Source organism: Streptomyces sp. NPDC007875, from assembly GCF_042868035.1.
In the GTDB taxonomy this organism is placed as follows: Bacteria; Actinomycetota; Actinomycetes; order Streptomycetales; family Streptomycetaceae; genus Streptomyces; species Streptomyces antimycoticus.
Map to the genome: position 1 here is coordinate 187,145 of NZ_JBIADZ010000014.1, position 13,995 is coordinate 201,139.

The window sequence follows — 13,995 nt, forward strand, 5'->3', positions numbered from 1 at the left end:
ACCAAGGGCAGCACTGATCCCACAGCAGACCTACCGTACATCGGTCCCCCCACCTTAGTTGGCGCAGGAGTGCCGGACGCCTCCCCAACGGGCCGAACTCTGCGCGCTTACGGAAGGTACCAGACCCAACACGGGCGAAGGTGAGCTTCAGTTGAACTTTCAAGACGTAATTTTCTGCCCCATCGGCCCCATTGACAGGCGACGTGAATCGTCAGAACAATCACCGGATTGTTGAGCTCAGTGATCCCGCTGGTGGGAATTCGGTGGGAAACCGGCCATGATCCATGCGCGGTGTCCGGCCATGATCCTCAGGCCGTAATCGGCCATGATCCGCTGTTTTCCGGCTGTCTCGTTCCCTGCAATGCGGGACCCGAATGAGGGGGGTAAAGAGCAATGACGGAACCCTTAAGAAGAGCACGGCCGGCCTGGCTGGCGTTGATCGCCCTCGCCATCACCGCCCTGCTGGGCGGCGGCTTCTTGGCGCCTTCCGCGGCGGCGGCCCGCGAGGGCCGGGGGGACGCCGACAGGTCGGCGGCACAGAGCCCCGCGACCGGTGTGAACGGCAAGGACCTCAAGGGCTGGGCGGCCGCCCAGCGGTCCGCCGACCGTGAGCGCCGCGCCGAGATGGCCGGAAGCCACACCGGCGAAAAACGGACATCGAAGGAGGTCCGGCGGTCGCTCCGGGCCACCGGCCCCCAGGCCAAGCGCGCGCCGCGGGCCCCCGAGCCCGGCCAGGCCAAGACGCTGGTCCTGTACGACACGGCGGGCCCGTACGGACACCTCGGTGAGCTGTACGCGATGGGCGTGGCCAACCTCGGCGGCCACTTCGGCAGCGTGACCTCCAAGCCGGTCCAGGAGTACACCTCCGGCCTGATGGAGAGCTACGACGCCACCGTCTACATCGGCTCCACCTACTACGGCGACGAGATCCCCGACGCCGTACCGGAGGACTTCTACCTGGACACGCTGCTCTCCGAGCGGCCGGTGATCTGGGTCGGCGAGAACATCTGGAACATGGCGAACTCCGTCAGCCTGCAGGAGTTCGCGTACCGGTACGGCTGGGACCCGACCTCGTCGTTCTACGACGTGGACGGCAGCGTCGGCCAGATCACCAAGGTGACCTACAAGGGCCAGGACCTCACCCGGAAGATTCCGGCGGGCCAGGACGCCGGTGTCCTGCACCCCCACATCACACCCGGTGGGGACAACGCGACGGTGACCGAGCTGGCCCAGGCGGTCGACACCGCCGGTGGCGCGGAGAAGACCTCCCCGTGGGCGATCCGCTCCGGCAACCTGACCTACGTCGGTGAGATCCCCTTCACCTATGTCTCCGAGGCCGACCGGATCATCGCCTTCCAGGACCTGCTCTTCGACGCACTGGCTCCCCAGACCGCCGAACAGCACCGGGCCATGGTGCGTCTGGAGGACATCACCCCGCTCTCCGACACCACCAGCCTGCGGGCGGTCGCGGACTACCTGAAGTCGAAGAACATCGCCTACGGCATCAATGTCATCCCGGTCTACAGCGACCCCAAGGGCGTGCAGAACAACGGCGTGGCGCGCACCGTGCGCCTCGCCCAGCGCCCGGCGCTGGTGAACACCCTCAAGTACATGCTCAACAACGGCGCGGTGCTGATGGACCACGGCTACACCCATCAGTACGGCAACGTCGACAACCCGTACAACGGGCTGACCGCCGACGACTTCGAGTTCTTCCGGGCCCATGTGGACGCCACCGACACGGTGGTCTACGACGGCCCGGTGACCGAGGACTCCGCCGAGTGGGCCCAGGGCCGGGTCACCGCCGCCCTGGCCGAGTTCACCCGGGTGGGCCTGCCCACGCCGAAGCTGTGGACCACTCCGCACTACGCGGCCTCGGCCACCGACTACAAGGTGTTCGCGCAGAACTTCGCCGCCCGCATGGAGCGTCCGCTGTACTTCTCGGGCACTCTCTCCGGCGCTCCGACCGACTCCAGCCGCTACCTCGGGCAGTTCTTCCCGTACCCGGTCACCGACGTCTACGGCACCAAGGTGATCCCGGAGAACCTGGGCAGCTACGAGCCCGAGGCCCACAACAACAACCCGCCCCGGCTGGCGGCCGACCTGATCAACAACGCCAAGGCCAACCTGGCCGTGCGGGACGGCTTCGCCAGCTTCTACTACCACCCCTACCAGCCGGTCGAGCCGCTGAAGGAGACCGTCGAGGGCATCCTGGCCCTCGGCTACACCTTCGTCAGCCCCGAGAGCCTGATCTGAGCGCGACCTGAACCACCTGAGCCACCGTCATACCGTCCGTAGGCCGTTCCCGGTCCGCCTCGCGCGGGCCGGGAACGGCCACGCACCACCCGGGCCCGTGCCCGAGGAAGGCCCTGCCCCGATGAGAGCGCTGAGGCGGGCGACCGCGGCGGTCACCGCCGCCGTCGCCGTCCTGACCGGATGCTCGGCCGGTGGGGACGACGACCCGCCCACCCCCCATGGCCAGGTGCGGGGCATCACGCTGCCCGCCTGGAACACCGACGACTACGACCGCCCCGAGGCCCGCCGCTATCTGCGGCAGATCGCCGGCACCGGCGCCGGGTGGGTGGTCTTCACGCCCACCTGGTACCAGAACGGGATCCGGCGCGCCACGATGCACACCACCGAGGAGACCACGAGCGACCGCAGTGTGCGGCGGATCGTCGGCCTGGCCCATGACGCCGGGCTGAAGGTGATGCTCAAACCGCATGTGGACCTGGTGGACGGCGGCGACCGGGCCGAGATCCGGCCCACCGATCCGGACGCCTGGTTCAGCGCGTACCGGCGCTTCATCACCCACTACGCCCGGCTGGCCGACGAGCTGGACGTGGAGCAGTTCGCCGTCGGCACCGAACTGGCCGGCACCTCCACCGACCGGCGCCGCTGGACCGATGTGATCGCCGCGGTGCGCGACACCTACGACGGCCCGCTGACCTACGCCGCCAACTACGACGAGTACACCCGGATCCGCTTCTGGGGCTCACTCGATCTGATCGGCATCGACGCCTACTGGCCGCTGGCCGACTCCGCCACCGACGACCCCGCACGGCTGGCGAAGGGCTGGAAGCCGATCGTCGCCGAACTCGCCGCGTTTTCCGCCCGGTGGGACAAGAAGATCCTTTTCACCGAGGCCGGCTATGTCAGCCAGCGGGGCGCCGTCGCCGCGCCGTACTCCTGGACCGTCAGCGAGCGCGCGGCGGCGGATGAGCAGTCCGCCGCGTATGAAGCGCTGCTGAGCGCCTTCGACGGCCGGCCGTGGTGGGCCGGTGTGTGCTGGTGGATGTGGGACGACTGGCCGGACAGCGGCGAGACCGCGCCGCGGCTGGCCTACACCCCCCATGGCAAACCCGCCGAGCAGGTGCTGCGCCGCTGGTGGCGGGGGTGACGGGGGGTGTGGCCAACTGCCGTCGGTTATGAGGAGCAGTTCTCGCTGGAGCCGCTGGTGCTCACCCGTAGCGCGCCGCCGGAGGTGTTGGCGCTGTCGGCGAGGCAGTAGCCGGACACGTTCTGGAGGATGACGTCCGCCGGGCTGTCGCTGCCGCGCTGTGCGGTGAAGCGGTTGAAGCGCAGCGCGGTCCCGGAGTCGGCGATGACCGCCGGACGGCCGTCGTTCTTGACGAACTTGACCGAGCTGTCGTTGAACGTGATGTGGTCCGTGTTGTGCAGATACCAGCCGAAGGCGGGACGGGTGCCGATGCTCTTCGGGTTGTAGTCGTCGGAGTCATTGCTGGGAACACCGGTGGACATGGTGCCGTTGCCGCCGGGCACGGTGAGGCTGACATGGTTGAAGGTCACACCGCTGATGTGATTGCCACCGGACTCACCCCACAGCGTCGGGCTGAAGGAGGGGGTGTTACCGGTGCCGGTGATGTTGTCGTAGGTGATGTCGCTGATGTGGCCGACTCCCGGATTTCCCCCGCACCGTTTTCTCGTCCCGATCTTCTGCATGATGGGGGAGTGCACATTGGTCATGGTGATGTTGCGATAGTGCACATCGGAGATGTTGGCGCCGTCCATCGAGACCATGCCGAGCCCGGACTTGTCCGCACCGGTGATGGTGATGCCCTGGAAGGCGTAGTCCGTGAAGTCGCCACAGGTTTCGGAGCCGAACATCAGGGCGTTGCAGCATTTCGCGGAGAGATGTGAATCGGTCACCCGCACATGGCCGTTGGGCAGCTTGGCGCCCAGGGCGTAATCGCTCTTGAAGGCGAGCGCATCGTCATTGGCGGCGATATTGGCGTTGGTGACCGTGACATTGGTGGTGCTGATGATGTTCCAGCCGTCGCGGTCGCTCGCCGTGTCGATGGTGAGATGGTCCGAGGTCACGTTCTTGCAGCCGTTGATGAGGGCCGCGAAGTGGCCACCGCGCCGCAGGGTGATCCCGTCGATGGTCAGCCCGTCGCAACGGGTCAGAGAGATGATCTTGTCCGCCTCGCCGGAGTCGGGGTTTCCGGTGATGAGGTTGCCCGCGCCGTCGATGGTTCCCGAGCCGGTGAACCCGATGTCGGTGAGCTTGTCGCCGTAGAACATCGCGTTGTGGAAGTGGCTGTGGCCGTAGTCCTGGTAGTCGTCGTTCGGGTTGGGCTCGGCCTTGTCGTAGGTGTCCGCGCTCGAACCGAGGATCGTGGCCCCGGAGTCCAGCTGGAGGGTCACCTCGCTCTTGAGGTGGACGGTGTTCTTGGACTTGTACTGTCCCGAGGGGAAGCGGACGATCCCGCCTCCGGCGTTGTTGGCCGCCGTGATGGCCTTCTCGATGGCGGCGGAGTCATTGCTCGAACCGTCGGCCTTCGCGCCGTAGTCCATCACGCTGAACACCGGGGCCGCGGTGGCGGCGTCGTCGGGTGCGGGGGCGGCGGTCGCCTGGGGCACCTGCGCCAACCCGAAGACGGCGGCGAGTGCGAGCGCCGCGCCTGCGGCGAGTCTCTTCATCTCTCGTTCTCCTTCTCCTGTGGAGCCGTGGAGATCCGATGTGTTGTTAGGTCTGGACCTATTTGACCTGCGATGATCCCCTTGTTGGGGCAACATTTCTCGGTGCGGGCCCAAGAGAGGTAGGACCTCTCTCCTCTGTGGAAAGTAACAGGCGGATACGAGCTGTCAATGGCCTCCGGCCGCCGATCCCCTACGATCCCGCTGTGGCCCACTTCCGTATCCAGCGGCGCACCCCCCTGCCCGTCGGCGAGACCTGGCGACGGCTCACCGACTGGCCGCGCCACGGCGCCCATGTACCACTGAGCGGCGTCACCGTCCGTCCGGCGGGGCCGACCCGGGTGGGCACCGTGGTCGTGGTGCGCACCGGCGTCGGCCGCGCCGGATTCGACGACCCCATGGAGGTCGTGCGCTGGGACCCGCCCGCCGCTGACACTCCCGCCGGCGACCATCCCGGCATCTGCAGGCTGGAGAAGCGCGGCTCGGTGGTCCTGGGATGGGCCGAGATCGAGGTGCGCCCCCGGGACGGCGGGTCCGAGGTGGTGTGGCGCGAGGAGGCCCGGCTGCGCGGGCTGCCCCGGCTGCTCGACCCGCCCACGGCCTGGTCCGGCCGTCTGCTCTTCGGCCGTGTGGTCGACGCGCTGCTCGAGGAGTGACGGGGCGCCGTTACCGCCGGGCGCCCGGCTCTCAAACCGCCCGCCCGTGCGGCAACTGACGACCGGCGACAGGCCCGATCATCCGCGCTCACCGCTGGGTAGGGATACGCCGAGCCCCGCCGGGGCTCGTACCGCGCACGGCACACCGCACACGCCCGGCATCACCGCACGGCACCGCACCGCCCCGAAGGCCACCGAACGCCACGGAGAAGATGTCCCATGCGCAGTCGCTCCAGCACCCTGGCCCGTGTCACGGTGTTGTTCACCCTCCTCGCCCTGCTACCGCCCACCGGCGCGGCCGCCACCGCGGCCACTGCCACCGCCCCCGGGCCGCTGCCGGTCGTCACCCCGCACCCGCAGGAGATGTCCCGCATCGGAGCGGACGTCCATGTCCCCGCCCGTGTCCGTCTCGTCGTCGCGGACGGTGTGGACCGTCCGACACGTGATCTCGTCACCTCGGTGCTGCGCCGCGCGGGAGCCTCGCGGATCCAGGGCGGCCCCGGGCCGAGGCTGACCGTGACCGTCGGCCGGATCGCCGACGCACGGGTGGCACGGGCGCTCCGGGCCGCCGGGGGCCGGGTGCCCGGCGAGCTTCCCGCCGAGGGCTACGCACTCGCCGCGGGCCGCGCCTCGGTGGCGCTCGCGGGCGCCGACTCGGACGGGACCTACTACGCGGCGCAGACGCTGCGTCAGCTGGTATCCGGCCACCGGACCATCGCGTCCGTCTCCGTCGCCGACCATCCGCTGATGCCGCTGCGCGGGGTGATCGAGGGCTTCTACGGCAGTCCCTGGACCCATGCCGAGCGCATGGACCAGCTGGCGTTCTACGGGGACGTCAAGATGAACACCTACATCTACGCGCCGAAGGACGACCCCTACCACCGGGAGAAGTGGCGCGAGCCGTATCCGGAAGTCAAACTCGCCGAGCTGGGCGAGCTCGTCCGGCAGGCCACCGACCACCATGTGCGGTTCACCTTCGCCGTCTCCCCGGGGAACTCCATCTGCTACAGCGACCCCGCCGACATCGCCGCGCTGGAGGCCAAGCTGGACGCGGTCTACGACCTCGGGGTGCGCAGCTTCTCCATGCCGCTGGACGACATCAGCTACACCCGCTGGAACTGCGAGGCCGACCGCGCCGCTTACGGAGGCCCCTCGTCGGAGGCGGCCGCCGAGGCGCAGTCCGACCTGCTCAACGCGGTGCAGAAGGAGTTCCTGGACGAGCGGGCGGACACCAGGCCGCTCCAGATGGTGCCGACCGAGTACGGGGATGTCACCGACAGCCCGTACAAGCGCGTCCTGCGCGAGCGGCTGGACGCGCGGGTCGAGGTGATGTGGACCGGAACCGATGTGGTGCCGCCACACATCACCGTCGCCGACGCGGAGCGGGCCGCGGCCGTATGGGGGCGCAAGGTCTTCGTCTGGGACAACTACCCGGTCAACGACTACGGCCAGGCCGAGGGCCGGCTGCTGCTCGCTCCGTACGACGCCCGCGAGCCCGGCCTGCACCGGCAGCTCTCCGGCCTGGTCCTCAACCCGATGAACCAGGCCGCCGCCAGCAAGGTCGCCCTCTTCGGCGGGGCGGACTTCGCCTGGAACGACACCGGCTACGACGCCACCCGCACCTGGGAGGCCGCCGCCCGCTACCTCGCCGGGGACGGCCCCGGCGCGCGTCCGGACCGTACGGCCTCCACCGTCCGCTCACTGCTGGCCTTCTTCGACACCCAGCATCTCGCGCCCACCTTCGGCGCCGAACCCTGGCAGCCGCAGGCCCCCGAACTCGCCGCCCGGCTCGACCAATTCCGCACGGCCTGGGAGGCGGGGCACGAACGAACGGCCCTGCGGGATCTGCGCCCGTACGCCCGGCTGCTCGCCACGGCCCCCGAGCGTATCCGGGCCGGTGTCGCCGACCCGGGATTCGTGGCGGACTCCGCGCCCTGGCTGGACGCGCTGTCGCTGTGGGGGAGTGCCTTCGAGCGCACCCTGGGCGCGCTGGGTGCCCGTCTCGACGGCCACGAGGCCGAAGCGGCACGGTGGTTCGCCGAAGCGGCGGCGGACGCGAAGCGGGCCGGGGAGATCCGCACCATCCCGGGCGAGACCCGCCCCGAGGGGCCGGTGCGCATCGCCGACGGGGTGCTCGACACCTTCATCGCCGAGGCGGCCGAGGCGGCCGAAGCCGCCGAGCCCTCCGAACCCGCCTGAGCCTCCGAAGCGTTGCATCCTGACGAAGGTGGTGACGCTCGGATGGTTGTGCACTACGCTCCGTAGTATGGGGGTGCAGGGGGAAAGTACGGGGCGAGGGACCGCGGTGGTGATCGGCGGAGGTCTCGCCGGGATGCTGGCCGCATGGGCGCTGCGGGGATATGCCGAGCGCATTGTCATAGTCGAGCGCGACCGCTATCCCGAGCGGCCCGCGTTCCGCTCGGGTGTTCCGCAGGGGCGCCACGCACATCTGCTGCTGGAGGCCGGGCATCGGGCGCTGGAGGCGCTGATGCCCGGTGTGCGCGAGGAGTTGACGGCCGCCGGTGCGGTGCGCGTCCCCATGTCGGGCGTGCGCTGGCTGGGCGCGGCCGGGTGGCTCGCGGAGTACGAGAGCGAGGTCGCGTTCCTCTCGTGCACCAGACCGCTGCTCGACCATACGGTGCTGCGCCGGGTGCGCGGCGAGCCCACGGTGCGATGGCTGGAGAACACGGACGTCGTCGGGCTCCTCGGCGCACCGGGCGAGGTGACGGGCGCTCAGGTCCGGGCGCGGGGCGACGCCCGCGCCGAGGTGCGCGAGGTGCGCGCGGAGCTGGTGGTCGACGCCTCCGGGCGCACCTCCTCGCTCCCGTCCTGGCTGACCCGGCTGGGCTGCCCGCCCGCCGCCGAGGAGCGCGTCGACGCGGGCGTGTCCTACGTCAGCCGGCTCTACCACCGCCCCGCCGGGCCGGATCCGGGCTTCCCCGCGCTCTATCTGCAGACCAAGGCCCCGGACGCGCCGAGGCTCGGCGTGGTGCTGCCCGTGGAGGACGGGCGGTGGATCGCCAGCGTCGGCAGTATGCGCGGAGCGCAGGCCGAGCCCGGTGCGGCCGGTTTCGACCGGCAGCTGCGTCTGCTGCGGGACCCGAGCCTGCGCGAGCTGCTGGCCGGCGCCGAACCCGCCGGTGCCGTCCGCGGCTTCTGGCCCGGCCCCGGTGTGCGGCGGCACTACGAGCGCCGGGCGCCGCGGGGGCTGGTCGTCATCGGCGACGCCGGGTGCACCTTCAACCCGGTCTACGCCCAGGGCATCACCGTGGCCGCGCTCGGCGCCCGCGCCCTGCGGACCGCGGCCGAGCGCCACGGCGGCATCGGCCACCGTACGGCGCACACCGCCCGTAAGAGCGTCGCGGCCGCCACGAACAGCGCGTGGATGATGTCCTCCAGCGAGGACGTGCGCTTCCCCGCCACCACGGGCGGCCCCGCCGGAGTGTCGGTGCGGGCTCAGCACCGCTACCTGGACCGGGTCATGCGGCGTGCCACCGTCGACCCGCGGGTCTGCAAGGCCCTGCACGAGGTGATGTCGCTGGTCGCCGCCCCCACCGCGCTGATGCGACCCGCCGTCCTGGGAGCCGTGCTGCGCGGAGGAGGGAGCGGCCGACCCGCATCCCCCTAGTGATCGTCGCGGCAGCCGGACGGTGCCGGTGGACCGTCCTAGCATCGACAGCATCCGGGTGTTGCGGCCACCCGCACCCCTGCCCCGACGAGACGTCAACGGACGTCCAGACGGCCCCATCAGGAGCACAGCGTGCGAGCGACTTTTGCGGATTTCACCATCGATCCGCCTCGATTCGGCAATGGCACGGCCCGGTACGAGCGATGCCATCCCGACCGTGACCGACTCGCGATCGGCGCGGGCGGACGGGTCGAACTCGACTTCGCGCTGGACGACGGCGAACTGCCGGAGCAGCTCACGCTGACCCTGATCGCGCGGGTCTCACCGCTGGGCGAATCATTAGGATGCGCCCCGATCGACATCACCGTCAACGGGCATGCGGTGATCAAGCAGTTCACCGTGCCCGGCGGCGCCCGCCCCCGGGAGGTGGCCTTCGCGGTCCCCGGTGACGCGCTGGTGGCGGGCACGAACACGCTGTGCGTGCGCGGCTGCGCCGAGGCGCGCGGTCTGCTCTGGCTGTACCGGATCACCGTCGAGCCCTCCCGTATCTGCGCCCGTACCCACCTCATGACGGAGGAGCAGCCCGCCGAGGCCGCGGTGTGCGTCTACCGCACCGAGTGGCGCGCCCCGGGCTCCCCGGAATGGCGGCCCGCCCCGCGGCTGCTGGTCCATCTCGACCGGGGCGAGGGCTCGCTCCCCGCCCGGCTCGCCTGGCGCGGGCAGGACGGCGCGGAGGCGTCGATCGGCTTCCAGCCGGCGATGACGGAGTTCTACGGACACCGCCGGGCCGCCGACGGCACGCTCACCGAGTACCGGGGGGCGCTGGAGGGCCGCTCGGCCCTCCGGGACGGCGGGTTGGAAGAGGTGATGCACCGCTTCCGTACGGAGGAGGGCGGTGCGGCCGGGGGCGGCCGCCACCTCCGCCAGGAGCTGCGCCTGCTGATCGAGGACGGGGGGCCGCCCGTCGAGCGGGTGATCTGGGGCGACCCGTCGGGACATTCGGGCACGGTGTCGCTGCTGGCCGCCGAGCCCGGTCCGGAGGCCGAGGTGACCGACCTGGTCACCAGGGTCCGGGCGCACAGCGAGTTCACCGATGCGGGCGAGGTCGCGGAGAACCTGCTGCACGACTCATGGCACAAGTGGCTGGGCCATGGCGGCCGCGCCTGGCTGGAGTTCACCCTGCGACGGCCCATCGCCGTCGGCCACTACGTCCTGACCTCGGCGAACGATGTCCCCGGCCGCGACCCCAGGGACTGGACGCTCAAGGGTTCGAACGACGGGGAGCACTGGGTGGACCTCGACACCCGCGTCGAGGAGAGCTTCGCGCATCGCCATCAGCCCCGGGGGTTCACCTTTCCCGCCCACACGGCATACGGCCACTACCGCCTGGAGATCACCCGGAACGCGGGGGAGGACCATGTCCAGCTCTCCCAGGTCCGGTTCTTCACCTCCGCCCCCCATCCGAGGGGCTTCATCGGCCACTACCAGCGCGCGGGCGAGGCGCCGACCGGATACCGGGGCACATCGCTGTCGGCCATCCCGGAGCCGGAGTCGGCGAAGGCGCTGCCGCGGACGATCGAACAGTGGCGGTCCTATCTGGCGGAGTACAGCGCGGCCATCCTGCGGGTGGCCGACGATGAGGATTTGAGCGAGGTCGGCGACGATCAGCGGGCGGCCGGCTGGCTCGGGTTCGAGGGCGCGGACGAGGAGAGCGTCCTCGCCCTGGAGGAGCGGCTCGGCACCCGGCTCCCGCCGAGCTACCGGGCCTTCCTGGGCGCCTCCGACGGCTGGCTGAACATCAGCCCGTTCATGTGGCGGATGCGGGCGGCCAAGACCGTCGGCTGGCTGCGCGAGGCCGACCCCGAGACCTGGGCCGTCATCCGCGGCGGCGCGGGCGAGGACTGGGACGACACCGCGTTCATGGACCGGGCGCTGCTGGTCTCCGAGGAGGGCGACGCCCAGCACTGGCTGCTGGACCCCGCCGATGTGTCCGAGGACGGGGAGTGGGCCGCGTACATCTGGGCGAGCTGGTATCCGGCCCTGGGCGACCGACACGCCTCGTTCGCCGAGCTGGTCGCCGAGGAGCGCACCGGTTTCGAGGACCATGTGGCCCTGGAGGGCCGCATGGCGCGCCCCGGGAGCGCCGGGGAGCTGGTGGCCGAGGGCCGGGCGCAGGCCCTGCGGGGCGAGGTGCGCAAGGCGATGGCCACCTTCGAGCAGGCCGCGGTCAAGGGCTCGGGCGCCGGCGCGTATCTGGGGATCATCCTCGGGGCGTTCCTCGACATCAGCGTCGCTCACCACTGGATCCGCAGCCGCGTCCTCGGGGACCCGCACGTCATCGAGGTGATCGGCATGGAGCAGATACGGGCCGAGGCCGCCCCGCTCTATCTGCGCTGTGCGGCCGAGGAATGGACCGGCGCCCCCGGGGGCTATGTCTCGGCTCTCGGCGACATCCTGCCGCGGCTCCCCGACGGCGTGGACGGGGTCGTGGGCGCGGGCGGTGTGTCCGCGGGGGGTGCCGCCACCGAGGGCGACGACACCGCCGCCTGGGTGGCCAGGGCCGCGGCCTTCGTGCCCCCGGCCCTGCCCGAATCCCGCACCTTCCAGCAGGCGCTGGACCTGGCCAGGGCACTGGCCGACCGCGGTGCCATCGACCAGTCCTGGGCCGTGATCGAGGCCGCCCTGCCCCACTGGCACTCCGACTCCCCGCACCGCATCGCCCCGGTCGTCCTCCTCACCGATCCGGCGTTCCGCGAGGTGATCACCCCGGCCCGGGCCCGTCGTGTCGTCACCACGCCCCGGGGAGAGTTCCGCGAGTAGGCCCCTGCCCTCCTGCGGCCCGCTCTCCTATGGTCTGCCGTCCGCCGCCGGAAGGCCGTCCAGGAGGGTGCCGAGCGCGGCCGTCACCAGCGCGCACACCTCGTCCGGGTCCGCGTCGGCCAGCGGCTCCTTGCCCACGAGCACCCGCATCATCCCTATGCCGAGCAACCAGGACAGCGCCAGATCCGCCCGCAGCTCGGGGTTGTCGGCGCTGGACAGGGAGGCCAGCACCCGCGCGTAGTCGTCGCTGATGGCGCGCACCGCCGTACCGATCTCGTCACCGCTGTCCACCGAGCGCAGCAGCGTCGCCAGTGCGCGGGTGCCCGGTTCCTTCGCGCCGTGGCCCAGCAGCCCGCGCAGGGCGGTCTCCGGCAGCTCATGGGGTGGGGTGGTGCGCAGCTGCTCCTCGCCGTTGTGCGCGATCACCACGCCGAACAGCGCTCTCTTCGAGCCGAAATAGCGGAACAGCAGCGCCTGGTTGACCCCGGCGCGATCGGCGATGTCCCGTACCGTCGCCCGTTCGTAGCCCCGCTCGGCGAACAGCGCCGCCGCGGCCTCCAGCAGCCGCTGACGTGTGTTCCGCGCGTCCCGCCGCTGTCCCTCGGACACGGTCGTCCCCATCACGACACACCCCTCTCGTCAGTTTGCGGCGATGTACCCGTCGGGCCGTCAGATCAACGGCGCAAAGGGGCCGTTGACCGTACCAGCGGACGGCTCCTACGTTTGTAAGCACGTGCTTACGCAAGGGAGGCCACGGTGACCACAGCGGAGACGACACCCCTCACCTATCCCTTCAACTCCTCCGACGGGCTGGCGCTCAGCGAGGCGTACGAACAGGCCAGGAACCGCACGGGATTACTCCGGGTGCGGTTGCCCTACGGCGAGCCCGCCTGGCTGGTCACGCGGTACGCCGACGCCCGGCTGGTGCTCGGTGACCGGCGCTTCAGCCGTGCGGAGGCGCTCCACCACGACGAGCCACGGCAGTCCGAGGGCCGGCGCGACAGCGGCATCCTGACCATGGACCCGCCCGACCACACCCGGCTGCGCACCCTCGTCGCCAAGGCGTTCACCGTCCACCAGGTGGAGAAACTCCGCCCCTGGGTCCGGCAGTTGACCCATGACCTGCTCGACGACCTGGAGGCGGCGGGGCCACCGGCCGATCTCGTGGACCGCTATGCCCTGCCCATTCCGGTCGGGGTCATCTGCGCCATGCTCGGCGTCCCGGAGGAGGACCGGCCGAGGTTCCGGACCTGGAGCGATGCCGCGCTGTCCACCAGCTCGCTGAGCGCCGAGGAGTCCGCCCGCAACACCGAGGAGCTGCGCGCCTATATGGCCGGACTGATCGAGGCCCATCGCAGCAGCCCCCGGGACGACATCATGAGCTCGCTGATCGAGGCGAGGGACGCGGGGGACCGGCTGTCCGAGCTCGAACTCGTCGATCTGTGCGTGGCCATCCTGGTGGCCGGACACGAGACCACGGCCACCCAGATCCCCAACTTCGTACTGACGCTGCTGGAGCACCCGGAGGAGCTGCGGCGGCTGCGCGCGAACCCCGATCTGCTGAACGGTGCCGTCGAGGAACTGCTGCGCTTCGTCCCGCTGGGCATGGCGGCCTCCCAGGCCCGCTACGCCACGCAGGACGTCGAGGTGGGCGGCACCCTGGTGCGCGCCGGGGAGCCCGTGCTGGTCGCGGTGGGCTCGGCCAACCGCGATGCGCTGCGCTTCGACGAGCCGGGCACCCTGAACGTCGCCCGCTCCGCCACCCAGCACCTCGGCTTCGGCCACGGTGTGCACCACTGCCTGGGCGCGCCGCTGGCCCGTCTGGAGCTCCAGGAGGCGCTCGGCGCGCTGATCACCCGCTTCCCGGACCTGCGGGCGGCCGGGGATGTGGAGTGGAAGGGCCAGATGCTGGTCCGCGGGCCCCGTGTCATGCCGATCGCGTGGTGAGCG

General features: G+C 70.9%; 9 protein-coding genes. 7 read left to right on the forward strand and 2 right to left on the reverse strand.

Annotated elements, in window-relative coordinates:
* Positions 1–393 precede the first annotated feature (393 nt).
* Both ACFYOY_RS27935 and ACFYOY_RS27940 read left to right on the forward strand, forming a co-directional pair.
* Entirely contained in the window at positions 394–2,256 is a 1,863-nt protein-coding gene (locus ACFYOY_RS27935) for a polysaccharide deacetylase family protein (protein ID WP_351884934.1), read from the forward strand.
* Positions 2,257–2,377: 121 nt separating this feature from the next.
* A complete protein-coding gene (locus tag ACFYOY_RS27940) occupies positions 2,378–3,400 on the forward strand; it encodes a glycoside hydrolase family 113 (RefSeq protein WP_351884937.1) in 1,023 nt (340 codons plus the stop codon).
* Positions 3,401–3,426: 26 nt separating this feature from the next.
* On the opposite strand, the gene ACFYOY_RS27945 is transcribed toward ACFYOY_RS27940, so the two are convergent.
* Positions 3,427–4,944: a glycosyl hydrolase family 28 protein gene (locus ACFYOY_RS27945; RefSeq protein ID WP_351884940.1), complete on the reverse strand. Its 1,518-nt coding sequence runs from the start codon at positions 4,942–4,944 to the stop codon at positions 3,427–3,429.
* Between the two features lie 203 nt (positions 4,945–5,147).
* Here ACFYOY_RS27945 and ACFYOY_RS27950 point away from each other — a divergent pair, with 203 nt between their 5' ends.
* The 4 genes from ACFYOY_RS27950 (at position 5,148) to ACFYOY_RS27965 (ending at position 12,045) form a co-directional block, all read left to right on the forward strand.
* Positions 5,148–5,597, forward strand: a complete 450-nt coding sequence (locus ACFYOY_RS27950) for an SRPBCC family protein (RefSeq protein ID WP_351884943.1) — start codon at positions 5,148–5,150, stop codon at positions 5,595–5,597.
* Between the two features lie 219 nt (positions 5,598–5,816).
* Positions 5,817–7,796: a beta-N-acetylglucosaminidase domain-containing protein gene (locus ACFYOY_RS27955; RefSeq protein ID WP_388590311.1), complete on the forward strand. Its 1,980-nt coding sequence runs from the start codon at positions 5,817–5,819 to the stop codon at positions 7,794–7,796.
* A 109-nt stretch (positions 7,797–7,905) separates the two neighbouring features.
* Complete coding sequence (locus ACFYOY_RS27960; protein WP_388590313.1) at positions 7,906–9,225, forward strand: NAD(P)/FAD-dependent oxidoreductase; 1,320 nt, start codon at positions 7,906–7,908, stop codon at positions 9,223–9,225.
* Positions 9,226–9,357: 132 nt separating this feature from the next.
* Positions 9,358–12,045, forward strand: coding sequence for an SMI1/KNR4 family protein (locus ACFYOY_RS27965; RefSeq protein WP_388590315.1), 2,688 nt, complete (start codon positions 9,358–9,360; stop codon positions 12,043–12,045).
* A gap of 27 nt (positions 12,046–12,072) precedes the next feature.
* Here ACFYOY_RS27965 and ACFYOY_RS27970 read toward each other — a convergent pair whose 3' ends face one another.
* On the reverse strand, positions 12,073–12,666 hold the full coding sequence (locus ACFYOY_RS27970; protein WP_351884955.1) for a TetR family transcriptional regulator: 594 nt from the start codon (positions 12,664–12,666) through the stop codon (positions 12,073–12,075).
* A gap of 135 nt (positions 12,667–12,801) precedes the next feature.
* Here ACFYOY_RS27970 and ACFYOY_RS27975 point away from each other — a divergent pair, with 135 nt between their 5' ends.
* Positions 12,802–13,992, forward strand: a complete 1,191-nt coding sequence (locus tag ACFYOY_RS27975; RefSeq protein WP_351884958.1) for a cytochrome P450 — start codon at positions 12,802–12,804, stop codon at positions 13,990–13,992.
* Positions 13,993–13,995: the final 3 nt, after the last annotated feature.

Coding starts and splice junctions, on each gene's coding strand:
- ACFYOY_RS27935 (WP_351884934.1), top strand. CDS start 394: ATGACGGAACCCTTAAGAAGAGCACGGCCGGCCTGGCTGGCGTTGATC.
- ACFYOY_RS27955 (WP_388590311.1), top strand. CDS start 5,817: ATGCGCAGTCGCTCCAGCACCCTGGCCCGTGTCACGGTGTTGTTCACC.
- ACFYOY_RS27945 (WP_351884940.1), bottom strand. CDS start 4,944: ATGAAGAGACTCGCCGCAGGCGCGGCGCTCGCACTCGCCGCCGTCTTC.
- ACFYOY_RS27940 (WP_351884937.1), top strand. CDS start 2,378: ATGAGAGCGCTGAGGCGGGCGACCGCGGCGGTCACCGCCGCCGTCGCC.
- ACFYOY_RS27970 (WP_351884955.1), bottom strand. CDS start 12,666: ATGGGGACGACCGTGTCCGAGGGACAGCGGCGGGACGCGCGGAACACA.